General features: G+C 55.2%; 21 protein-coding genes and 1 pseudogene. 8 read left to right on the top strand and 14 right to left on the bottom strand.

Features of this window, described 5'->3' with window-relative positions; translation table 11 throughout:
- Positions 1–879 (bottom strand): annotated as a pseudogene (locus tag G7G_RS24160) (beta-keto acid cleavage family enzyme); the annotation flags it as partial.
- Positions 880–986: 107 nt separating this feature from the next.
- Between G7G_RS24160 and G7G_RS0122470 the strand changes: the two are divergent.
- Positions 987–2,069, top strand: a complete 1,083-nt coding sequence (locus G7G_RS0122470; protein WP_238528861.1) for a GlxA family transcriptional regulator — start codon at positions 987–989, stop codon at positions 2,067–2,069.
- On the opposite strand, the gene G7G_RS0122465 is transcribed toward G7G_RS0122470, so the two are convergent.
- The 4 genes from G7G_RS0122465 to G7G_RS0122450 are packed head-to-tail and all read right to left on the bottom strand — an operon-like array spanning position 2,051 to position 6,339.
- A complete protein-coding gene (locus tag G7G_RS0122465; RefSeq protein WP_010443818.1) occupies positions 2,051–2,998 on the bottom strand; it encodes a 3-hydroxyacyl-CoA dehydrogenase NAD-binding domain-containing protein in 948 nt (315 codons plus the stop codon). The two genes, G7G_RS0122470 and G7G_RS0122465, sit on opposite strands and share 19 nt — an antisense overlap.
- The gene (locus G7G_RS0122460; RefSeq protein ID WP_010443816.1) at positions 2,998–3,801 is read right to left on the bottom strand and encodes a carnitinyl-CoA dehydratase; all 804 of its coding nucleotides are present in this window, start codon (positions 3,799–3,801) and stop codon (positions 2,998–3,000) included. The genes G7G_RS0122465 and G7G_RS0122460 overlap by 1 nt, the downstream gene beginning before the upstream one ends.
- Positions 3,802–3,805: 4 nt before the next feature.
- Entirely contained in the window at positions 3,806–4,846 is a 1,041-nt protein-coding gene (locus tag G7G_RS0122455; RefSeq protein ID WP_010443814.1) for an LLM class flavin-dependent oxidoreductase, read from the bottom strand.
- 11 nt (positions 4,847–4,857) lie between these two features.
- Positions 4,858–6,339, bottom strand: coding sequence for an aldehyde dehydrogenase (locus G7G_RS0122450; RefSeq protein ID WP_010443812.1), 1,482 nt, complete (start codon positions 6,337–6,339; stop codon positions 4,858–4,860).
- 143 nt (positions 6,340–6,482) lie between these two features.
- On the opposite strand from G7G_RS0122450, the gene G7G_RS0122445 reads away from it, so the two are divergent.
- From G7G_RS0122445 to G7G_RS0122415, 6 genes are all read left to right on the top strand, one after another.
- On the top strand, positions 6,483–6,884 hold the full coding sequence (locus G7G_RS0122445; RefSeq protein ID WP_010443810.1) for a RidA family protein: 402 nt from the start codon (positions 6,483–6,485) through the stop codon (positions 6,882–6,884).
- Positions 6,884–7,684 (top strand): alpha/beta fold hydrolase, encoded by an 801-nt coding sequence (locus tag G7G_RS0122440; protein WP_010443808.1) that lies wholly within the window; start codon positions 6,884–6,886, stop codon positions 7,682–7,684. Before G7G_RS0122445 ends, G7G_RS0122440 begins: the two co-directional genes overlap by 1 nt.
- A complete protein-coding gene (locus G7G_RS0122435; RefSeq protein ID WP_010443806.1) occupies positions 7,681–9,789 on the top strand; it encodes a CoA transferase in 2,109 nt (702 codons plus the stop codon). The genes G7G_RS0122440 and G7G_RS0122435 overlap by 4 nt, the downstream gene beginning before the upstream one ends.
- Positions 9,790–9,802: 13 nt before the next feature.
- Positions 9,803–10,405, top strand: coding sequence for an amino acid synthesis family protein (locus tag G7G_RS0122430; RefSeq protein WP_010443804.1), 603 nt, complete (start codon positions 9,803–9,805; stop codon positions 10,403–10,405).
- Positions 10,406–10,902: 497 nt separating this feature from the next.
- Positions 10,903–12,051: an AAA family ATPase gene (locus G7G_RS0122420; RefSeq protein WP_029622285.1), complete on the top strand. Its 1,149-nt coding sequence runs from the start codon at positions 10,903–10,905 to the stop codon at positions 12,049–12,051.
- 137 nt (positions 12,052–12,188) lie between these two features.
- Positions 12,189–12,557, top strand: coding sequence for a hypothetical protein (locus G7G_RS0122415; protein ID WP_139056640.1), 369 nt, complete (start codon positions 12,189–12,191; stop codon positions 12,555–12,557).
- Positions 12,558–13,358: 801 nt separating this feature from the next.
- Here G7G_RS0122415 and G7G_RS24315 read toward each other — a convergent pair.
- The 9 genes from G7G_RS24315 to G7G_RS0122365 form a co-directional block, all read right to left on the bottom strand.
- Positions 13,359–13,805: a hypothetical protein gene (locus tag G7G_RS24315; protein ID WP_010443799.1), complete on the bottom strand. Its 447-nt coding sequence runs from the start codon at positions 13,803–13,805 to the stop codon at positions 13,359–13,361.
- Complete coding sequence (locus tag G7G_RS0122405) at positions 13,805–14,032, bottom strand: DUF3955 domain-containing protein (RefSeq protein WP_010443797.1); 228 nt, start codon at positions 14,030–14,032, stop codon at positions 13,805–13,807. The genes G7G_RS24315 and G7G_RS0122405 overlap by 1 nt, the downstream gene beginning before the upstream one ends.
- Positions 14,016–14,789, bottom strand: a complete 774-nt coding sequence (locus G7G_RS0122400; protein ID WP_010443795.1) for a hypothetical protein — start codon at positions 14,787–14,789, stop codon at positions 14,016–14,018. Before G7G_RS0122400 ends, G7G_RS0122405 begins: the two co-directional genes overlap by 17 nt.
- 159 nt (positions 14,790–14,948) lie before the next feature.
- Entirely contained in the window at positions 14,949–15,239 is a 291-nt protein-coding gene (locus G7G_RS0122395; RefSeq protein WP_010443792.1) for a hypothetical protein, read from the bottom strand.
- A gap of 147 nt (positions 15,240–15,386) precedes the next feature.
- Positions 15,387–15,902, bottom strand: coding sequence for a DUF805 domain-containing protein (locus tag G7G_RS0122390; protein ID WP_029622284.1), 516 nt, complete (start codon positions 15,900–15,902; stop codon positions 15,387–15,389).
- A gap of 321 nt (positions 15,903–16,223) precedes the next feature.
- Entirely contained in the window at positions 16,224–16,958 is a 735-nt protein-coding gene (locus tag G7G_RS0122385) for a hypothetical protein (RefSeq protein WP_010443788.1), read from the bottom strand.
- A 114-nt stretch (positions 16,959–17,072) separates the two neighbouring features.
- Positions 17,073–17,381 (bottom strand): hypothetical protein, encoded by a 309-nt coding sequence (locus G7G_RS23590; RefSeq protein WP_010443785.1) that lies wholly within the window; start codon positions 17,379–17,381, stop codon positions 17,073–17,075.
- A gap of 23 nt (positions 17,382–17,404) precedes the next feature.
- Positions 17,405–17,926, bottom strand: a complete 522-nt coding sequence (locus G7G_RS0122370; RefSeq protein WP_010443783.1) for a hypothetical protein — start codon at positions 17,924–17,926, stop codon at positions 17,405–17,407.
- A 53-nt stretch (positions 17,927–17,979) separates the two neighbouring features.
- Positions 17,980–18,537 (bottom strand): hypothetical protein, encoded by a 558-nt coding sequence (locus G7G_RS0122365; protein WP_010443781.1) that lies wholly within the window; start codon positions 18,535–18,537, stop codon positions 17,980–17,982.
- A gap of 211 nt (positions 18,538–18,748) precedes the next feature.
- Between G7G_RS0122365 and G7G_RS0122360 the strand changes: the two genes are divergently transcribed.
- Positions 18,749–21,127 carry an autotransporter family protein gene (locus tag G7G_RS0122360; protein WP_238528860.1) on the top strand — a complete coding sequence of 793 codons (2,379 nt, stop codon included), beginning with the start codon at positions 18,749–18,751 and terminating at the stop codon, positions 21,125–21,127.
- Positions 21,128–21,180 lie beyond the last annotated feature (53 nt).

The raw sequence follows: 21,180 nt of genomic DNA, 5'->3' as shown, positions 1-21,180 counted from the left end.
CCCCCTCAGGTTCAGCTTGTTGCGCGACTCTTGCGGTGTCAGGATCCGCCCACCCATCCGTTCGATAATCTCTCGGGCGCGGGTGACAAGCTGGCCGTTTGTCGCCAGAACCCCGCGATCAAGGTAGATGTTGTCCTCAAGACCGACACGCACATTCCCGCCAAGCGCGACAGCTGCGGCTGCCATCGGCATCTGCCCCCGCCCAATCCCAAAACTGGCCCAGCTGGCGCCTACGGGCAGTTGCGCCTTCATGGCCGCCATGGTTTCCACCGTTTGATCGGCCCCCCATGGAATTCCAAGGCACAACTGGAACATCGGCGGAGCATCAATCAGCCCCTCCTCCACCATCGCCTTGGCAAATCGGATATGGCCGAGATCAAAGACCTCAAGCTCGGGCTTCACACCCCATTCCTGAACCAGTGCCGCCATCCGACGCAGTGTCGGTGGCGTGGAAATATAGATCATGTCCGTGTCGGAAAAATTCAGCGTGCCACAATCGAGAGAGCAGATTTCAGGCAGGCATTCCTTGATATGGGCCAGCCGTTCTTCTGGTCCGATCATGTCGGTGCCCGGACCGGGCATGGCGGGATTGGACGGGTCTGAAATCCAATCGCCCCCCATACCTGCCGTAACATTGATGACCACATCCGTATCGCTTTCGCGTATTCGATCCACGATTTCCTTGAAGAGCGCCGGATCGCGCGAGCCCTGCCCCGTTTCAGGATCACGCGCATGCACATGCGCGGCAGAGGCCCCTGCCCTGGCGGCTTCGATTGCCGCATCAGCAATTTCTTTCGGGGTCACCGGCACGTGAGAGCTCTTGCCGGTCGTATCTCCCGCACCGGTAACTGCGCAGGTCAGCACAACTTCGTAGGTCATATCCGAGCCCCCCTTTTTACCTAGATTGCCGCGCGATTGACGGATAAAGATGTCGATTATCCGCCACAGATTAGGTTAGAATGGCGAAAAATCTGACCTAAAGCTTCTTGGTAAAACCAATGCATGTCGACATCACAACGCATATGGCTCGGGCTAAACGGCATGCCGTATTTGTCGTTGTCCCGCGTTTCAACCTGACCACGCTGATCACCATGATCGAAACCATGCGGATCGCAAATTACCTGGCGCCAGAACCGATGTTTTCCTGGGACATCGTCTCGTTCGACGGTCCTGAGATTGTTGCCAGCAATGGCATGACGACCGCAGTTGACACCGACTACGGGAGCCTCACTCCGGCAGGTTTTGTGTTTGTGTTGGGCAGTTGGGGTACTGAACACTACGAAAACACCGCTTTACTCACCTGGTTGCGAAAACGCGCACGCGCAGGCGAAACTGTTTGCGGCGTTGAATTGGGCAGCTACATCGTCGCACGTGCAGGCCTGTTGGACGGCAAACCTGCGACTATTCACTGGTCGTGGTTGAGCGGGTTCCGGGAATCCTTTGATCGGGTCGATGTCCATGAGTGTCTGTTCACTATTGACGGCAAGGTAATGACGTGCGCGGGCGGGTTGGCTGGGGTCGATCTGATGCTAAGGCTGATTGAATCCATCAGCGACAGCGGCTTTTCGGGGGAGATTGCAGACCAGATGCTGCATCACCCCATTCGCGACGCCGCCTCACCCCAGCGCAGCACCATGGGCCGGAGCACGGAAACCATGCTTCCGTTGATCCGAGAAGCGATGACCCTGATCGAAGAAAACATAGAAGAGCCGCTCAAAGTGCCCCAAATCGCTGATGTTCTAGGTGTTTCTCAGCGTCAACTGGAACGCCAATTCAAGAAACACGTGGGCTGTACCGTGGTGCAATTCGGCTTATTGCGCCGATTGCAGAATGCTCGCCTACTGTTGATTTCGACCGACCTCAGTGTACGCGAGATTGCCACCGCATCAGGATTCAATACACTGTCACATTTTGCCTATTCATTCGGTAAATTCTTCGGCCGGCGCCCATCCGAATACCGTGAGGCATGGCCGAAAAGCGAGCCGGCACCCAGCTGGCCCGGCTCTCTCTCGGATTTCTTGTCCATTCTGAACAACGTGCCCGCTCAAGGTTATCCCCCGCGGGAGTGACGCAGAGCATTCAGCACTGCAACTATTTCGCGATCTCGTTGGGCTGCCATGTCCTCGAAATCTCGGTCGCCGGCGACAGCGTTGCAGCCATCGACCATGCGATCGCGCAATTCCTTCGTCAGCTCAGGTGCCTCCAAACGGGTCCAGGGCAGTTTAAGCGCCGGGCCGAACTGATCCAGGTTGGTGGCCATGCCTCCGGCACCACAGGCCACGTGAAAAGCCATACACTGACCCTGCGAGACCATACGAGGCGCCGGGCCGTTCATGAGTGCGATGTCGATGTCTTCCGGCGTTGCCTCTCCATTGGCGACCATATGCAGGGCCTCTCGCCAAAGCGCCTCTTGCAGTCGGGTCGCGACAAAGCCGGGGATCTCTTTTTTCATCATCAAGGGGGCCTTGCCCGCGATTTCGTAGAATTTCCCGGCCCAAGCCACCGCCTCTGGTGATGTCTGTTCGCCGCCCACGATTTCGACCAGTGGTAGCAAATAGGGTGGATTGAAGGGATGGCCGATCACACAGCGTTCCGGTGTCGCGCAAGTCGCTTGGATGTCGGTCATCATCAAGCCGGACGTGGAAGAGCCAATCACGACTTCTGTTGGCAAAATGAGCCCGAGTCGTTGATAAAGTGCCTGCTTGATCTCAAGACGCTCGGGCGCGCTTTCCTGCACAAATTCGGCGCCGTCCAGTGCAGCCTCCAAATCTGTAACGATGCGCAAGCGGTCAAGCGACGCACCGGCGGCAAGCCCCAAATCCGTCAAGCTCTTCCAAGCAGTTCGTAAGATTGCGTGAAAGGCATCGGATTCGCTCGCGTCATGCAAATAGGCGGTCACATCATAACCACGCGCAAGAAAATGCGCTGCCCAGCCGCCGCCGATGGGGCCGGCTCCAATGCTGGTGATGCGGGTGATCGATGAGGGGTCAGGATACATCACTCACCCTTGAATTTGGGTTCACGCTTTTCGACAAAAGCCGCGACACCTTCTGCCGCGTCGTCAGATTTCAGCATCTTGCGGTAGATCGGCATCGGATCGGTTCGCATCTTGTGAAAGGCCTGTTCCAGCGGCACGCACTCGATCTCACGCTGCACTTCTTTGACAGATTGCATCGCAAGAGGCGCTGACCAGGCAATCGAGGCCGCCCATTCCCGGGCCGCAGTCATCAAGTGATCCTTTGGGACCACCTTGTTGACCAACCCGTAATGCGCCGCCTCGGTCGCGGTCATGCGACGGCCTAACAGAAACATCTCCATGGCGATATTGTGCGGTATTCTCCGAGGCAGGCGTTGCAGTGCCCCCGCATCTGGAACGATGCCCAAAGGCATTTCAGGCAAGCCAAATTCCACATGTTCCGCCGCAATCAGCAGATCACAGGCCATGGCCATTTCAAACCCGCCGCCGATGGCCAGACCGTTGATGGCCGCGATAACCGGCTTGTTGAGCGCCCAATTCTCGGTCAGACCCGTGAACCCGCCGAACCCGTAGTCATCACTCTCCCACCAGTTGTCGAGCTGCATCTCACCCTCATTCAGGGCCTTCAAATCCCAACCGGCCGAGAAAATCCGATCTCCTCCCCCGGTCAGGATCGCGCAACGCAAGTCTTTGTTCTCGTGCAACTCCTGAAACGCCGCGGCCAAGGCCTGACTGGTGGGAACGTCGATGGCGTTTACTTTGCCCCGCTCTAGTGTGATTTCCAGAACGTGGCCGTCGCGGTGTGTTTTGACCCCTTCTGCCATTGCTTCAGTCCTCCTTGAATTCCGGCATGACCTCGTTGCAGAACATGCGCAAGGATCGCTGCTGCGCCGCGTGATCCAGCCCCATCGAGGCATAGTAGATGAACTCGTTTACACCGAGCCCCTGATATTTCTTGAGCTTTCCAATCACACGCTCAGGTGAACCGAACATTAGGTTTTCTTCCAGCATCAAGGGATCATACTGTTCCCGGCCCTCCAACTGATCCAGCGGAATGGAAGCAGGAAAACCATCTTTGACATCGCCCAAATTGCGATAGAGGTTTTCGAACTGGCTCAGCAATCGTCGCACCGCCTTCATCGCGTTTTCGCCATCGGCCGCATTGTCGTAAACGCAGGAATGGCGCATCAGCGCAAAACGTGGCACCCAGCCATTATCCGCTTTTTCAATCGCCTCATCGAGTTGCTTTTTGTACAGCTCGGCCTCAGCGAACGGGCGGGTGAAAGGCCAGCAATTCACGTGGCAGCGTTCACGCATGGCGTAGTCATAGGTGATCGGCGAGCGCGCCGCGACCCAAACCGGAACCTCGGCTTGCAATGGTTTGGGTACCGAGGTTGATGTCGGGAATTGCCAATATTCGCCTTCATGCGCATAATCGCCCTTCCACAACTCGCGCACCGTGGGCAGCATCTCTTGCATATAGCGCCACGCATCAGATTGCTTGAGGCCCGGCTTCATGCGATCGAACTCGCGCTGATAGGCACCTGACCCGATACCAAACTCCAACCGACCGCCGCTTAAAAGATCCAGCATCGCGGCTTCACCAGCCAGGTTAATCGGGTGCCAGTACGCAGCGGTCGCCACCGCCGTACCAAGCCGGATCCGGCTGGTCTCGGATGACCACCAAGTCAGCAGTTGGAACGGGTTGGGCGCAATCGTCATTTCCAGCGCGTGATGCTCAGCAGCCCAAACGATATCGAAACCGCCATCCTCGGCGATTTGCACCATCTCCAATGTGTGGCGCGCGACGTCTTTCATATCCAGACTGTTGTCGATCCGCTCCATGTTTACGGCAAGTTGGAATTTCATGCTCACCTCCCTCAGCGCATTACAAACGGGTTCGCCAACGGCTCATCCGATGTGTTCATCCAGACCGTCTTGGGCCGGGTGTAGTCGTAGATCGCCTGGAACCCGCTTTCGCGGCCATAGCCGGATCCTTTGACGCCACCAAACTCGGCTATCGGGGATACAACGCGGTAGGTGTTGACCCAGACGATCCCTGCACGCACCGCGTTCGCCATGCGCAAGGATCGGGCACCGTCGGCGGTAAAAATACCCGCCGCGAGCCCGTGTTCGGTATCATTGGCCAGTTCCAGCACCTCAGCCTCGGTCTTGAAGCGCTGAACGCACAGAACAGGGCCAAAAAGCTCTGTATCGACGATCCGCAGGTCCTGCCGTGGGCAGTCGATGATGGTTGGCTCGAAATAGAGCCCTGATTTGTCTTCCGGCTGCTTGCCCCCCACCAAAACCTTGCCGCCCTCTTCCTGAGCGAAGGCGACCTCGCGTTGGATGTGGTCCAACTGTCCGGCGGTGCAAAGCGGCCCCATCTGAGTTTCTTCGGCCAGTGGATCGCCAATGAGGATCTGCTGCGCCTGCGCCACCATCCTGTCGAGAAACTCATCCGCGATGTCCTCGTGCAAATAGAGGCGCGATCCGGCAACACAGCTTTGCCCTGTCGCACCAAAGATACCGGCAATTGAGGCATTGACTGCACTTTCGATATTGGCGTCATCAAAAACAATAAAGGGCGACTTGCCGCCCAGTTCCAATGAGACCTCGGCAAAGTTGCGTTTGACGTTTTCCAATACATGGCGCGCAGCGTTTGGACCTCCGGTAAATGAGACGCGCGCCACCAGTGGATGCCCGGTCAAAGCCCGTCCACAAGGTTCTCCATGACCCGTCACGATGTTGACAACACCAGGCGGGATACCGGCCATCTCGACAAGTCGCCCAAATTCCAACATCGCCGCGCTGGCATGTTCAGATGCTTTCAGAACAACCGTATTCCCGGCAGCCAATGCCGGACCGATCTTGACCGCCACAAGGAACAATTGCGAATTCCATGGCACCACAGCGGCAACCACACCGAGGGGTTCGCGCTTGGTGAAGACAAACATGTCAGGTTTGTCGATGGGCAGGGTCTCGCCGCTTACCTTGTCCGCACACCCAGCAAAAAAGTGGAAAAACTCGGCAATATATTTGGCTTGCCACCGCGTCTCCTTGAGCATCTTGCCAGTGTCGATGGATTCAGTTCGTCCCAGCTCTTCGGAATGATCCGCCAGAAGATCGCCCAGCTTGCGCAGGCATTTGCCGCGCTCGGTCGGTGTCATCCGCGCCCAGGGGCCGCCGACAAAAGCAGTGTGTGCTGCCGTGACCGCTCGGTTGATATCATCCTCGGTCGCCTCTGGAACACGGCTCCAGACCTCACCATTGGCGGGGTTGATACTGTCGAAAGTACCGCCATCCGCGGCGTCGACCCAGTCACCGTCAATCAGCATCTGATAGTTTTTGACATCAGCCATGGCGTGCCTCCCCCCTGATTGCTGTCTTCCTATTCATGTCTGCTTTCGCGTCTCAGGGTTATGAAAATACGACGCAGCCTGTCGAAAAATCCGAGTCTTGCGCCCGATCATGGGTGCAGGCTGTTCCAAAGGGAGGCTTGGAAATGGGTAACAAAAAGCAGGTTATCGGAGGTCCACTGGAAATTGGCGGGCGGGTTCTGTCGCTTTCCCGCGCCATCCGGGCAGGCGATTTCGTTTTTCTGACAGGGCAAATTCCGATGCGAGACGGCATTCCCATGACCGATGGCACCGTCGAAGAGCAGACCCGCGCAGTTTTGGACGACATCACCAAGACACTGGCCGAGGCAGGCTGCACCCGCGAAGATGTCATCAAGGCCATGGTCTGGCTGCGGGAGCGCGACGATTTCCCTGGATTTAACGCCGTCTACGCCGACTATTTTCCAGTTGAGCCTCCAACCCGGTCGGCTGTGGTCAGCGATCTTCTGGTGGATGCCCGCGTTGAGGTCGAAGTTGTGGCCTATCGTCCGCTTGAGGACCAATCCTGATGGGCATAACACCAGACGGAACCCATTTCAAAATGACAGGACCAGAAGATGCGCCTGTTGTGGTGATGATCCATGGGCTGGGCCTGAACCAGGATTGCTGGCAATGGACGATCCCTGCACTGCCTGATCGCTTTCGCGTTCTCACCTATGATTTATTTGGACATGGGCAAAGTGCCCCACCGCCCGAATGCCCCAGCCTTTCAATGTTTTCACGCCAGCTAGAGAGCTTGCTGGACCACTGCGCCATCCAAAACGCGGTTATCGCAGGGTTCTCATTGGGGGGCATGATCGCGCGTCGGTTTGCCCAGGATGTGCCGCAACGGGTTTCAGCTCTGGTGATCCTGCATTCCCCTCACAAACGAACCGACGCCGCACAAAAGGCAATCTTGAAACGGGTGGAACAGGCACGGCTGGACGGACCAAAGGCAACAGTCGAAGCCGCGCTGGACCGATGGTTCACCGATGCGTTCCGCCAATCCAACCCTCGTATGATGAACACGGTTCGTGACTGGGTCATGGCCAATGACAAAGCAATTTACCACACCATCTATCGCGTGCTGGTCGATGGTATCGACGAAATTGTTGCGCCAAGCCCGCCGATTTCTTGCCCTGCGCTGGTGATTACGGGTGATGAGGATTTCGGCAACGGGCCAGAGATGGCGAATGCCATCGCAAGCGAGATTGCGGGGGGCAGTGCACTTATCCTCCCGGGACTGCGGCATATGGCACTTGCCGAAGACCCGGACGCTGTGAACAAGCCACTCCGCAGCTTTCTCAACAATCTGGATCTGAAGCCATGAGCACCCAAATCCTCAAAGGCCTGCGTGTGTTGGATTTGAGCCGGATGCTTTCAGGTCCCTATTGTACAATGCATCTGGCGGATCACGGTGCCGAGGTGATCAAGATCGAAGGCAAACATGGCGACACCAGCCGCGGCAACGGACCGTTCCGTCAAGACGACCCGGATCATGCCTGGGCCGGCTACTTTGTAAGCCTGAACCGCGGCAAGAAAAGCGTGCAGCTTGATCTGAAATCGCCCGAGGGCTGTAGGGCTTTTCGAGATCTTGCGGCAACGGCGGATGTCATGGTCGAGAATTTCCGCCCGGGCGTGATGGATCGCCTTGGCCTGTCTTATGAAAGCCTTGCTGCCGACAACCCCCGGCTCGTCTATGCCGCGATCCGAGGCTTTGGCGACCCGCGCTCAGGCCAAAGCCCCTATGCCAACTGGCCTTCGTACGATGTGGTTGCGCAGGCCATGGGCGGTCTGATGTCCGTCACCGGTCCGAATTCTGACACACCCACCAAGACCGGACCCGGGGTAGGTGACATATTCACCGGCATGATGATGGCTTTCGGCATCATGGCTGCCCTGCGCGAGGCCGAAGCGACTGGCAAAGGGCAGTTTGTGGATGTGGCCATGTATGATGCCATGATCTCGCTTTGCGAACGAATGGTGTATTTGCATGACGTGACAGGAAAGGTGCCCGGACCTGAAGGCAACGGGCATCCCTTCCTTTCCCCGTTTGGCCTCTACCCGGCAGCCGATGGCCACATCGCGCTTGGAATTGTCGACGATGCGTTTTGGCAGCTTTTGACACGGCTGATGGGGCAACCGTCGCTTGGACAAGATGACCGCTTCTCCACAAGGGCGGCCCGGGCCAACCATGCGTCCGAAGTCAACAAAATCGTAAGCGATTGGACCCGACAACGGACTAAGGAGCAATTGACGGCAACACTGGGTGGCCAGGTCCCGTTCGGCCCGATGAACACTATCTCGGACATCACGGCCGACCCTCATGTAGCCAGCCGCGGCATGCTGGCGAAGGTTCCGCATCCGGATGCGGGACATGAACCTTGGACCGTGGCAGCAAACCCGTTGCGGTTCGGTCGGCACCGCCAAGGTGCACTGACGACCCCTCCTGCGCTAGGTGAGCACAATAGCATTCTGGAAGGATTGACCCCACCGGAGTCGACGGAACCCTTAATCGGGAAGGCGCTGCGCGACGCCTTCGGGCGCTTTGCCACCGGTGTGACAGTGGTCACTACCCGGCAGCCGGATGGGACCCCGCGCGGGTTCACGGCGAACTCATTTACCTCCGTTTCTCTCGACCCACCTCTACTCCTGGTTTGTGTCGGTAAGCAGGCCTTGTCCTTTGAAACCTTCCTGCAGGCGGATCATTTCACGGTCAACGTCCTGTCGGACGACCAAAAAGAAATCTCGGGCCTTTTCGCGTCTCAATCAGCCAAAAAATTCGACATTGCAGCCTGGCAACCTGACGCGCGGAACATGCCCACGATAGACGGTGCGCTCGCCCGGTTCAGCTGTGCCCGACACCGTTTGGTCGATGCTGGTGACCATCTGATCCTGATCGGCCGCGTGGAGGATTTCGAAACGCGCGAGGGACATCCGCTGGGCTACTTTCGCGGTGCCTATTTCGATTTGGGGCTCAACAGTGCCCTGACAGAGGCCGCCACTGCAGGTGGTGTGACCGTCGGAGCAGTACTGGCCAACGAAGATCGGGTCCTACTCTCCGTTGACAAAAGCGGGCACATTTCAGTGCCGGTTGCTCCTGCAAATAACAATTCTACAGATGGGCTGATCACTGATCTGTCAAACCGAGATTTGATTGTAGAGCTGGCGCATCCTTATGCGGTTTATCGAATATCCAAAAGCGGGACGCAGCGGATCATCTACCACGGAAGCGTTCATGGGCAGCCCCCTGACGGCATGCAATACTTTGATCTCGGCGACTTGCCGCTGGAACGCGTACGCGACGGGGCTGAAAATTCGATGTTGCGCCGTTACGCAAAGGAAAACAGCCACGGTACATTTGGTTTCTACCACGGAACTGAAGTCGAAGGCGTCGTACACACACCGACCGGGCACCACAGCTATCACGTTTGACAGGAGAAGCAATATGATCCCCGAATTGCGCAAGGTAGTCACCTTTGATGAGGATATTCACACAGAAGGAGGCCGACCTTCGGAACCCGTGTTGCGCATGATCGGCGTGGCAGCGGTGGTCAGAAACCCTTGGGCAGGACGTGGCTTTGTCGATGATCTTTCACCAGAGATTCAGCGCATGGCGCCAGTTCTGGGAGAGATGCTCACCAACAGACTGATCGCTCTGGCGGGATCAGGCGATGCGATAGAAGCCTACGGAAAAGCCTGTATCGCCGGGACAAGTTGTGAGATTGAACATGCCTCCGCGCTTATTCACACCCTGCAGTACGGAAATTATTATCGTGAGGCAGTGGGTGCAAAAAGCTATCTCGGTTTCACAAACACGCGAGGGCCCGCGAACACCCAAATTCAGATCCCGCTGATGGACAAACATGATACCGGGCGGCGGTCGCACTACCTGACCGTCCAGTTTTCAATCTACGACGCGCCGGATGTGGATGAACTTGTTGTGGCTCTGGGGGCATCAACCCGTGGTCGCCCGCACCACCGGATCGGCGACCGATACTCAGACCTCGCTGCCTTGGGAAGGGATGTGGAGAACCCGGCTGGGGTCTAGTTTGTTACGATGATGATGCGTATCAGGTAATTGGCTTGAGGCAAGTTGTTGTCTTCGATGCAGACCAACTCAGCACGAGAGCTGACAATCAACAAATAAGGATTGGGCGCAAAATAGCCAACGACCGCCGCCTCCTTGATGGGGTATTCTGGGTCGGCTAAACCGGAGTCACTTCGCGTTCAGCCGGAAGCGTTTAGAAATGCTCAGACACTCATCATCAGGCAGCGAGCGCCAAACATGGAGTTCGCTCAGGGACACCAACCTCATAAAAAGCGGCTTTACAACTACTACCCACCTCCCTTTTTCTAGTGCGTCTAGCTCATTTGGACAGAAACAACAGCAAGGAAGTTTGTTCCATGCAACTGTGTCAGCCACAGACAAAGCTCTCATTCGCAGCGGCTACATGAAAGCCTTAATCAAAACCTGTTGCGGACATCCTGTGTTTAGTCTGATAGGTCGTCTGTTGATGTGTGATCGCCGGAGCCGGAAAGACTGAAATGCTTGTTACAGTTGCTGTCGCCGGTTATCGATCTCTCCGAAATCTGGTTCTGCCACTTGCTCCCCTGACGGTAATTACCGGTGGCAATGGGGTCGGAAAGTCGTCGCTGTATCGCGCGCTTCGAATGTTGAGCGAGGTGTCACAAGGTAGTGTCATCTCTACACTCGCGTCTGAAGGAGGGTTGGGCTCCACAATGTGGGCGGGGCCTGAAGTGCTGTCTCGAGGGATGAAAACGGGTGAAGTACCCATCACCGGAACGACTCGGAGCAAACCAGTCGGCCTAAAGCTTGGCTTTGCGTCCGAAGACTACGGGTACGCAGTCGAGCTTGGATTGCCAGCAGAAACCTCAGCCTTTTCTAATGATCCTGAGATCAAGTCCGAAGCATTGTGGATCGGCGAGACATTGAGCCGACACAACGCGCTTGCAGAGCGCCGTGGCCCGTGTGTACGGGTACGGTCGGAGTACGGTTCTTGGAACCAGGCGGCCACTACCCTTCCACCGTTTGACAGTATGATGACCCACGCAGCCGATCCGAATAACGCATTAGAGCTGCTGCATTTACGAGACCGTATGCGGAATTGGCGGTTCTATGATCAACTTCGGACTGATCGTGAGGCCCCGGCCAGAAGGCAACAGGTCGGCACCCGAACTCCAATTCTTGCAAGTGACGGCTCGGACCTGGCGGCAGCTATTGAGACAATTCGGGAAATCGGCGATGTGGCAACACTTGAAAAGACCGTCATGGACGCATTTCCGGGAAGTTCAATTGAGGTTCATGCGAAAGATGGGTTATTCAGCCTCACAATGAAACAGCACGGGTTGCTGCGCCCGCTCAGCACTGCGGAATTGTCGGATGGGACCCTGCGATACCTGCTCCTCGTGGCGGCCTTACTGACGCCACGACCTCCTAGCCTGATGGTCCTAAATGAGCCCGAAACAAGCCTGCATCCTGACTTAATCCCACCTCTAGCTCGGTTGATCAAAGAAGCCTCCGCGCGAAGTCAGATCATCGTCGTTTCTCACAACCGAGCGTTAGCCAAAGCTTTGAGCAAGGGTAATGCGCTCACGCATCACCTCGGCAAAGCCACTGGGGAAACCTTTGTCGAAGCGGCGGAACCCATACCTTGGTCGTGGCCCAAACGATAGCCTTTAGGGAAGTGCTAACAACGCGCGCGATTGAGTTGTGCGTTACACGGAATCGCCTTGACCCACACTGACCTCGCGCGCGATATAACCGCATGGTTTCCAAATCTACGGTACAACTTGCCACTATCTTTTATGGCTTGAGTTCATCGATTGTAGTGGCCGAAAAGGTTCATTTTTCTGGACTCTATGTCCCGGAAGGTCTTTCGTGCGCGGAAGGCGCGCGGATTTCGGAGGAATATGGGGACCTTCGTGCCGGATACGTCATCTATGACGACGAGGGGCGCAAATCGGACGACGGGTCTTGTGCTTACGCTCAAGTTCAGGCTCTTCGCGGAACCGCGGTGCAAATCGTTGATCTGGCCTGCTCATTTGACGGTGCAACCTATTCTTACCGCCAGCTCTTAACCCCGCTTGAGAAAAATAGGCTGCTGGTTGTAAACTCACCAGACGAAGAAACCTCCACTTACCAGATCTACACTTTATGCGGATGGGTTCCTGAGAGCTGAATGCGGTAGCGCTCTCCCGGCGACTTCGTGAACTAGTCTTAAAGGAAACTCATCAGGCGGTTGGCCACACTAGATTTAGCAAAAGAATAACGACTGCAAAGGCGACCGCAAGTGTCAGCCGCTGTCTTCCCTTGCTCTTTCCGTCAAGGACACCGGTAAGCTGCATTTACCAATAGGTGGCGTAAAGTAAGGCACCAGAAGCAAGCGCGTGCGCGACATCATAGTTCATAGGTTTTCCGTCATTTGATGATTCCATAAATCTCAATGATGAGTGCAGATTCCCGTTATTTCCATGGCTAAGATGATCTCCGGGCCGTATTCTGCATAACCTAAATCGGTGCAAGGTTAGTTACATCTGGGTCGCCCGTTGAAAAGCCCCTCTATGGCCCACTTATATCCCTGCGGCGTCGCAATCAAAGAATAAGGGCAACGATACTAATAGGGCTCGAACGTAGTAGATGACGTATTCGCTAGGGTAGAACATAAAATGTCGTTTTCTACATTCGTCGTTGCGTTGGTTACAATCGGTTGCGTGCCTGTGAATTCGACAATCCACTAGTATGCTCGCCGACCATCGTTGAGCCGCTCGATATTGCTGGGCGGACCCTGATCCAAAACCACCGACAGGGTGTCCTGTCACGCGCCGCCTTCCCGGACGGAATCTGCACATCCCGCCAGAAGCAGAAAGCTGAAGATCAAGGCTGCGGCAGAGAGTGCTATCTAAGTTTTTCGACAATAGATTTTCCTCTAGCAGACCCGCACAATTGTTCTATTTCGATGCAGGAAGCTGCGCTAGCTGAGTCATTGGTATTCACGCACCGCGAGATCGGCGGCCTCCTTGGGAAGGATGAGGTTCCATCGCCTGTTCGCGATCTCCTCTCTGACCGTCACGGCGCTAACCATCCTGTTCCCAACTCGCAGCTCAAGGTCCTTTCCGATCTTCGCTCTTGTCAGGCCCGCCACGGCGAAAGCAGCGTCTTTGTTTAGCTCGAGCCGAAGGATCACTTGCTCATTGCCGGTCTCTTCGGTGCTCATTTCGCGGACAGCAGCAGGCATTAGAGCAATCGGGCCGATGGAAATCCAGTCAGGAAATCGCTCTACCACGCATACCGGGTAGTCCCCTGGATGTCTTCCACCGCCGAGGTCCAGGCAGTTGTCCTCCTGTACGGCCAGCTGTACACGCGCGCCCGCCCAGAACGCGGCAGTCACCAGCACTACCATCGCCGCGACTAAGGCGAAGAGCCGCATTAACGGTTCCAAAAATAGAGAAACAGCGACGTCAGAAGCATCGCCACTCCACCTAAGGTGAATATCCATCCAAGGCCGAGAAGGAAAAACGCTTCGCGCAGCACTCCGTCCTCGTCAATCTGCACACCTTGCACCCAATAGAGGACCCATAAAGCCGCACCAATGGTCAAAGAGAACAGCGCCGAGATCAGGGTCACTTTCGCGGCGCCCCTAGTTGCACTGATCATATCGATAGTCTCCGAATTCGATCCAACGCTCTGAACCATCTTCAAAAACGAGAAACTCGGAACGGTCCTGGCCCAAGAGAGCGACGATAAAGCCACGCGGCGGCTCTGCATTGCCGAAGTAGCTGTAGGACGTCATTGCGTCCATCGTTTCACCGTTGACTGTAACACGCGCGTCCCAGTCGCTGCCGGTGTCGACAATGGCATATTCGATCTGTCGCTGAGTGCCGCCCCCGCCGCAATAGACTACGCCTTCAGGTGCTTCCGGACGGGAACCTGAACCCGACGAGGCGAGGTTACTACAACTGCGTTTCAACGAACGGATGGCCGCCGAAGACCCCTTCAATTCGAGGATCGCATACGAAATGTCCTGATCGGTCATAGAGAGATTGAGCGTCGCGTTAGCGGCAATCTGATCCAGAACAAACACGTAGTCATTGGCGTCATTGAACTCAATTTCGACGGGGTAATTGTCCACAACCCGGAAGGAACTGTTGGCCCGCTCGGCCTGAAACGCACCGACTTCAGCTGTGCCGTTGCTCATGAAACAAAACGAAAGCCCCTGCTTGTTCACGATGTCTTGGCTGTCTTCATAGCCTGCTGGAGCAAACCGTATGCGGTCGCATTGCAGTTCTAAAGTGATATTGTTCGCCTGAATGAATGCATTAGGGCTTGGGCCTGAACTAAACTGCCAATCTGCCATTGCCGACAATGGAGCAGCGAGCAAAAAGGACGTAAATAATGTGGAAAGCCAGTTCATTTGTGACCTCATTATTGTAGAGAGCGAAACCGGCGGCTGCCGGTGTTCAAATTCGTGAGAGCCGGTTGACTCATCAACCTAGTGCCCAAAGCCACACCCGCTTCACATCTTTTTTCCTCTTGGAATAGGCGGCTCTTTAGACCGCCCGCTTCAAAGAGCTTATCCCTCACCCATGAAGAACACGGACGTGACAGCGCCGGACGGAGTCGTCTCGCAGACCCAGAAATTTTGCGCGCCGGGTACGTTCATGAGCAGGCTAAAGCCATCTTCAAGGCGAGTAACGTCGTTCACTGACGAACCGGTGACACCGACGGTAGAGTTGACATCTGCGACGCAATTGGCGCGCGCGACGGCCTCACCGTCACCAGAGCCGGGTTGCGTCGTCTCGACACAGCCTGCGACAGCCGTTGCAACGAAGACTGCAAGGCCAATTTTTGAATAGTTAGACACTTATTCCCCCCCAAATTTGATTCTGTTGGTTGTTGACAGTCGGAATAGCGAGACCCGTGCAGGCAAACCGTAGATTCTTCCTTAGTATTCTCCCAAACAACTTTACTACGTCCCCGCAAAACCTCTGACCAAGTCTGCGTCATAGCGTCAAACTGGAGCGGGACCGTATGCATTATCGCCTTCTTGTGACGGTCGACTCAGCCACCAGATCATGAGCACTGAGAGTATGAGTTGCAGAATACCGACAACCATCAACCCGGTGACACCGAGGAAAGCCGCTGGACCCCTCAGAGTTTCAGGATCATTCGCGCCTTGCTCGAGCGCAGAGAACACTGCGATGCCACTGAACAGCATGAGCACAGTCGCGATGCTTAGTGCTGCAGGCAAAAGCAAATACCAGCCCGGTCGTCCTGTGTCGTGCAGTCGACGCCATCCAGCAGCCAGCATGGGTATTAGAACGGCAAGCTGAAAAATTGGGGTCAGGACTTGGATGCCTTGTCCGGTTTCGGGATCCGTCCCAAAGATTGATGCGTCGACGATTGCAAAGACGAGGCTTACGAGAACAACAAACAGCACAAACCACCAGTACTCAGACCTCACTGCACGCCCGGAAAAAACAAAGTACTTTCCAAAGCACGTTTTGGTTGCTTGAACAAATCCCATATTTCCGAACTCCTTAGAGCGGCGGCCCGATCTCTCTGAAATCATGGACCCTACTCCACGGCTTAGTCAATCGCCTTGGCACTGCTCCCTCAAAACCGGTGAGTGTCCAAATTCGCCACCTTAGAATCTTCTCTGAAGCAGCGCTCGGTTTCCCTGCTGCGGTAGTACAAAATGCACCTGGTAATCCCGACCCATATCGTGGCCTCCGTGTCACCTCATCATGCTTTTTGAGTGAAGCACGCTTCTGGGGTAAACCAGACGCGAAGACGCACGCACTCTTTCTCGGGCGTCGATACTAAACTGTCAGGTGGGGTCGGCCGGTCAAAATGTGGGCGCGCGCCGCCATTCGGGATCGAGAGCCCGCAACTCTTGCAGGGTCCCCGCGCCATGCGCTGCGCCATAGAGGACAACGACGTTACCCGGAGCGGCATCGATCACGGCTGCCAAGTGCCTGTTACGTGCGTCAATTGTGATCTGCGTGACCCGCGCGGGGTCCGCAGTCGGCAGAACGAAGTCTCTCATGGGCGTCGACAGGTTCTCTTCGCTGATTTCGAGTGGTCCAATCAGCATTTCATAGGCGTCTGCGATTTGTGCTGGTGTCAGATCCACGTTCACATCCTGACCACCGGGGAAGCCAAGGAAAGCCTCGTTGTCCTGTGCAACAAGACCGTCCGACACGTTCTCGGCATAGAAGGCCGGCGAGGGAAGCATGCCCAGCATTGCGCGTATCCTTAGTTTGTCGGCGACGCTGGCCGTGTCGAAGTCGATAAACTCGTAATAGAGGTCCGCTCCATTTAGCTTGAGGCGTTCGACCTCAGCGGCAATACGATCATAGAAAGGCTGCTCGGCGATATGGATCATGGGGATGAAATACAGGCTTCGCTCGCCATTGGTGAAGGTAAAGCGTTTTGCGCCACCTGCAGATCCATCGACAATGAAGTCTTCCTCGGTCAAGGTGCCAATGTCGCCAGGTGGACCCTCGGGTATAGGATCCCCCGCAGCGTTGTTCCCGATCACAGCTGCAGCCAATAGTGAGATGGCAAACGATGTTGACAACTTTTCTCTGAAAGATTTCGTTGCACTCCTCGCAGTGGCCGTGATTCTTGTAATGGTTGCCATTGTTGTGGGGACGCAAGAAAAAATGAATTGGGACGCGGACATGGATGTTTCTTACCTTCGCGGTACGCTGAAAAATGTGTAGCTGTTCGTCTGGGTCAGGATTGGCACACCAGTCTGTGCCATGAGTTCATCCATATCCGTCGAACCGGTTGAACACGCTACAAGATCGGCAGCGTCGTCTAGGAAATCGAGGGTAAAAGCGCTTTCGCCAACGAGGCGGCAATCATCAGCAGCGCTTCTGTAGCCGCGGACGAAGATCAATTCCGGATCAGGTTCGCTTATGGCAACCTCAGGAGTAGTTTCAATGCACCCCGAAACAGCCAGCACCGATGCGATAGTGCCGATATTGAGCATAATCATTTCGAGGTGTCGTTTCAAATACGCTACTCCCACTCTGCGCGCGTGCTGCGCCACACCTTTTCTTCTGCATCCCATACGCTGGCTACGATGCAGGGCGTTGGGTTGATACCTTCACACTGCGAGCCATGCACATCCGCCAGAAGCACCCGGAACGGGCCGATGTTCGCCATCTCCCAACCCTGATTGAGAAGCGAAAACGCACGATCCTCGATCAGGAAATGGGACATGCAACCGCCTGTACCACAATAGAGTGATGCAGCGGTCGAACACGAGAATCCACTTTCGTCCAGCCCCCAGTCCCGCTGGAGGTCTCCGTCCAGATCCACGCGGCGAACCGCACCGAACTCCAGGGCGAACTGTCCGTTCTCGAATTCAGAACAAGCCCTTTGGGCGGCTTCGACCTTTTCGGCCAACCGCGCCGGCAGCGCAGACCAATCTTGTGCAATTGCTGGACCAGTGTTGAATGCCGTCAAGATTGCACAGAGAAAGAACGCCCATTTCCGGGCATCGTCGCGGTTGCTCTTTCTGGCTATCTTAGTCTCCATTTTCGATTCTCCATCATGTACCTAAGGTTCCGCTGCATGGTTCGCCGGTGTTGTCACCGAATTCGATTTAGTTTCGTCACCATCACTGAAGACAAGGAATTTCGACCGTTCTTCGCCAAACAGCCCGAACTGGAACCCTGTCGGCGGCTGTGATCGAAAAAGCTGTGCGACGTCATCGCGCGAATGGTATCGCCATCAAAAGCAACGCTTACACTCCAAGGGTCGTCTGGCTCTCTCACGAAAGCGTTGTCGATGACCTTCTCTGCGGCACCATTTCCGCAGCAGACTATGCCTTCAGACGCTTCCATGATCCGAGATTTCGACACGCCGGAGTTGCAGGCTAAGCGCTGGGAATTGACCGCCGTGGACGAGCCTTTGAGCGTGGCGAAACCGATATCCAGTCCAACTTTCCGCACTTCCACCTTGGGGCTCCTTTCCCTGCAGAAGAGTACATCTGCAGTTCGCCGCGACGCGTGACAGTTGGGAGCAAACATCATCCGCGCAATCCATAATTCGAACACTGGCATTCGACAACTCGCTGCACTTTGCTTGAACGGCCGCTTTAAGCGCTTCGTCGCAGCAGACGGACGTAACTGGTGTGCTTTCTGCATGCGCGAATACTCCGGGCAGAGTTCTTGCAGTTTCGTGAGTAAATTCTATCGCGAGGCGAATAATCTTCAAGCGGCACTGTTGCACCGCGGCCCCCCATCAAAAACCATTTGCCATAGCGGTCTTTCATTCGAATATTTTTTTGTGCTCAAATATTCTCCGGATGATCGCAAAAGGTTGTGGCCGCGTTTGTGAAGTTAGTGGGGAGAGCTTATGGAAACAAAGGATCGAGTTCAGGCAAGCGTAGCGCCGTACGTTGATCGCGCACTTTTCACTAAGCTCACACTCGGAGCCTTGGCGTACTTCTTACTGCCCGGCATTGCCCAGGCCCAAAGTTCGCAATCTTGCGCTGAAGTTGGTGCTCCGCGTCAAGAATACACTGCTGGAACAGAGACCATTCTTAGCGGGCAGACGATATCTTCTACTGTTAAAACCTGCCTGCCAATTCCAAACGGGCCCATCACGGCGCTTCTGATTGGTAATTCCACCATAACGCCTTCTGGGGAAATTGAGCTGTATGTCCCGGGGCAGAGTCAAAATCCAGACAGAGCATCGGTACTGACTTTGTTGAACGTCGATGTCGCGGCAGGGAGCGGCGACTTTGTTTCACGGGAGGCCCTGACGACGCAAATCAACGGCAGACTACGAGTCAATATTGTAGGGACTTCGATAGGATCAGGACGGTCCATGACATTTGCGCCCGCAAATGGGAGTGATGTTGACCCAACCGAGGTATTTTTCCAATCAGACACGCCGTTAACTTACGATAATTTGACAGTAACAAACGCGACGGAAATCGCGTTTGGTGTGATCAACATTCAGACAAGAAGCGCTCAAGCGTCTGATTTTACACTGACCAACAGTTCAATGTCGGCCACCAGCAATATGGTGATCGGTGCTGGTTCAACACTTCGGCTTGACGCGTCCAGCAGCTTAACCACGGTCGATTTTGATAACTTTGGTACTCTGGCCGGCAACGGCACCGTGAACGCATTCAATTTCAACGTGAGAAATGGCGCTGTTCTTTCACCGGGCTCCTCGATTGGGACGTTGAATATTAATAGTGCAATTTCCTTCGCTGCGGGGTCGACGATTTTGTCGGAAGTCGACCCCGCAGCGGCACAAAAAGCGGATCTGGTTTCGTCAACAGACGCAGTCACTGGTATCAACAACGCCACCATACAAGTCGAAGCCGCTCGTCCAGGCTTGACTGCGCAGGACTATGCTGCTGGCAACGACTACACGGTTTTTCAAGCCTCGAGTTTTGATGGAAACTCCCCAACTCTTGTTGCCGGAGGTTCTCTACCCGCTCTTTCTAGTCTGAGTATCTCAAATACGCCAACTGTGGACGGGAGAATTGATATTGCGTTTTCTACCCTCCCTGTCTCGAGCTTACCGCAGCATCCAGCAGTTGTAGGATCACCCAATGCAAGCAATCTCGCTGGTGCGGTGGCCAACACCACAAACACGTCGCCCGGAACCATTCTGACCAACGGCACAACCTTGGGCAATGCCGTTAACACGCTTACCAATTCAGGTTTGGCTGGGTTTAATCGTGTGCACGCAGAACCATATTCCTCCAATTTGACCGTTGGTCTGGAGCAACTTGACCTGATAACCAACACCGTGCTGAGCCACGCTGATTGCCGCAAGTATCAAGCGGTCGGCTTCAGCAATGAGGATCAACCTATTGCATCGGGAGACATCGACTCGGCCCAGAGCCCTAGTGGCGCAATAGACTGCTCTGATCGGCGCTGGTGGATCGACACGGCCTATGTGAGCGGGGACGTTGATGGAAGCAATGGCCTTGGGACATTCGACTATTCGCTGGGCACGATTTTGGTCGGAGCGGATGTCGCAAGCACCGATAGAGGTGTGGTCGGCGTGTACGCAGGTTTTGGGACATCCTCCATGGATGAACACGATCAAGTCGATCAGGACTTTTCGACCGACAGCTATCATGTGGGCGTCTATGGGCGCACAACAACCGGAACTTGGGAGTTCTCCGGGCTGGTCGGTTACATGTTCGGTGAAACCGACGCCAAGCGAAATAACCCTTCTGTTGATGGCTTTACGGGAGGCGAGGCAAAGTCTGATTTGGACCAAGAGGGCATCCATGCCGGTATCCAGGCACTGAAGCTGTTTAACCTGGACAGCGGTGCAAGGGTTTCTACGGTTTTTGGATTGAACTACGGGCGTATTCAACAAGGTTCAGGCACAGAGACGGGCGGTGGTGATTTCAACTACTCGATTGAGAAAGCGAACGCAGAGTCTCTGGTTGCTTCCATTGGAGTTGATTACCAACGCGACTTCTTGACAGAGAATGGATTGCTAACCCCAATCGCCTTTGCTCGTTACGAGTATGACTTCTTTGCCAACAAGGATAGTGAGCACGAAATCACTGTGACGAGCCCGATATTTGGCACGTTCACACAAGTCGGACAAAACCGAGGTGCAAATGGCTTCGTACTTGGTCTGGGGCTAGGGTATCAGATCTCTGATCTGGCCAGACTAACGGCAGGATATGGCTATTCTGTTCGCTCCAATGGCCAAGAACATGGCCTAGGTGCGAATTTAAGTGTTCGGTTCTGATTAGGGTGGACCAACGACGAGGAATGGTAAGCTAGCTGCAACAACTTGCGTCA

The sequence above is a fragment of the Ruegeria conchae genome (assembly GCF_000192475.1).
GTDB lineage: Bacteria > Pseudomonadota > Alphaproteobacteria > Rhodobacterales > Rhodobacteraceae > Ruegeria > Ruegeria conchae.
Note: the sequence above shows the minus strand (reverse complement) of the source record. Positions and strands in the feature narration are given on the sequence as shown.

What these genes read in the sequence shown, in the direction of transcription:
- G7G_RS0122465 (WP_010443818.1), bottom strand. Translation starts at nt 2,998, where the DNA reads ATGTATCCTGACCCCTCATCGATCACCCGCATCACCAGCATTGGAGCC.
- G7G_RS0122460 (WP_010443816.1), bottom strand. Translation starts at nt 3,801, where the DNA reads ATGGCAGAAGGGGTCAAAACACACCGCGACGGCCACGTTCTGGAAATC.
- G7G_RS0122455 (WP_010443814.1), bottom strand. Translation starts at nt 4,846, where the DNA reads ATGAAATTCCAACTTGCCGTAAACATGGAGCGGATCGACAACAGTCTG.
- G7G_RS0122450 (WP_010443812.1), bottom strand. Translation starts at nt 6,339, where the DNA reads ATGGCTGATGTCAAAAACTATCAGATGCTGATTGACGGTGACTGGGTC.
- G7G_RS0122445 (WP_010443810.1), top strand. Translation starts at nt 6,483, where the DNA reads ATGGGTAACAAAAAGCAGGTTATCGGAGGTCCACTGGAAATTGGCGGG.
- G7G_RS0122440 (WP_010443808.1), top strand. Translation starts at nt 6,884, where the DNA reads ATGGGCATAACACCAGACGGAACCCATTTCAAAATGACAGGACCAGAA.
- G7G_RS0122435 (WP_010443806.1), top strand. Translation starts at nt 7,681, where the DNA reads ATGAGCACCCAAATCCTCAAAGGCCTGCGTGTGTTGGATTTGAGCCGG.
- G7G_RS0122430 (WP_010443804.1), top strand. Translation starts at nt 9,803, where the DNA reads ATGATCCCCGAATTGCGCAAGGTAGTCACCTTTGATGAGGATATTCAC.
- G7G_RS0122420 (WP_029622285.1), top strand. Translation starts at nt 10,903, where the DNA reads ATGCTTGTTACAGTTGCTGTCGCCGGTTATCGATCTCTCCGAAATCTG.
- G7G_RS24315 (WP_010443799.1), bottom strand. Translation starts at nt 13,805, where the DNA reads ATGCGGCTCTTCGCCTTAGTCGCGGCGATGGTAGTGCTGGTGACTGCC.
- G7G_RS0122405 (WP_010443797.1), bottom strand. Translation starts at nt 14,032, where the DNA reads ATGATCAGTGCAACTAGGGGCGCCGCGAAAGTGACCCTGATCTCGGCG.
- G7G_RS0122400 (WP_010443795.1), bottom strand. Translation starts at nt 14,789, where the DNA reads ATGAACTGGCTTTCCACATTATTTACGTCCTTTTTGCTCGCTGCTCCA.
- G7G_RS0122390 (WP_029622284.1), bottom strand. Translation starts at nt 15,902, where the DNA reads ATGGGATTTGTTCAAGCAACCAAAACGTGCTTTGGAAAGTACTTTGTT.
- G7G_RS23590 (WP_010443785.1), bottom strand. Translation starts at nt 17,381, where the DNA reads ATGATTATGCTCAATATCGGCACTATCGCATCGGTGCTGGCTGTTTCG.
- G7G_RS0122370 (WP_010443783.1), bottom strand. Translation starts at nt 17,926, where the DNA reads ATGGAGACTAAGATAGCCAGAAAGAGCAACCGCGACGATGCCCGGAAA.
- G7G_RS0122365 (WP_010443781.1), bottom strand. Translation starts at nt 18,537, where the DNA reads ATGCAGAAAGCACACCAGTTACGTCCGTCTGCTGCGACGAAGCGCTTA.
- G7G_RS0122360 (WP_238528860.1), top strand. Translation starts at nt 18,749, where the DNA reads ATGGAAACAAAGGATCGAGTTCAGGCAAGCGTAGCGCCGTACGTTGAT.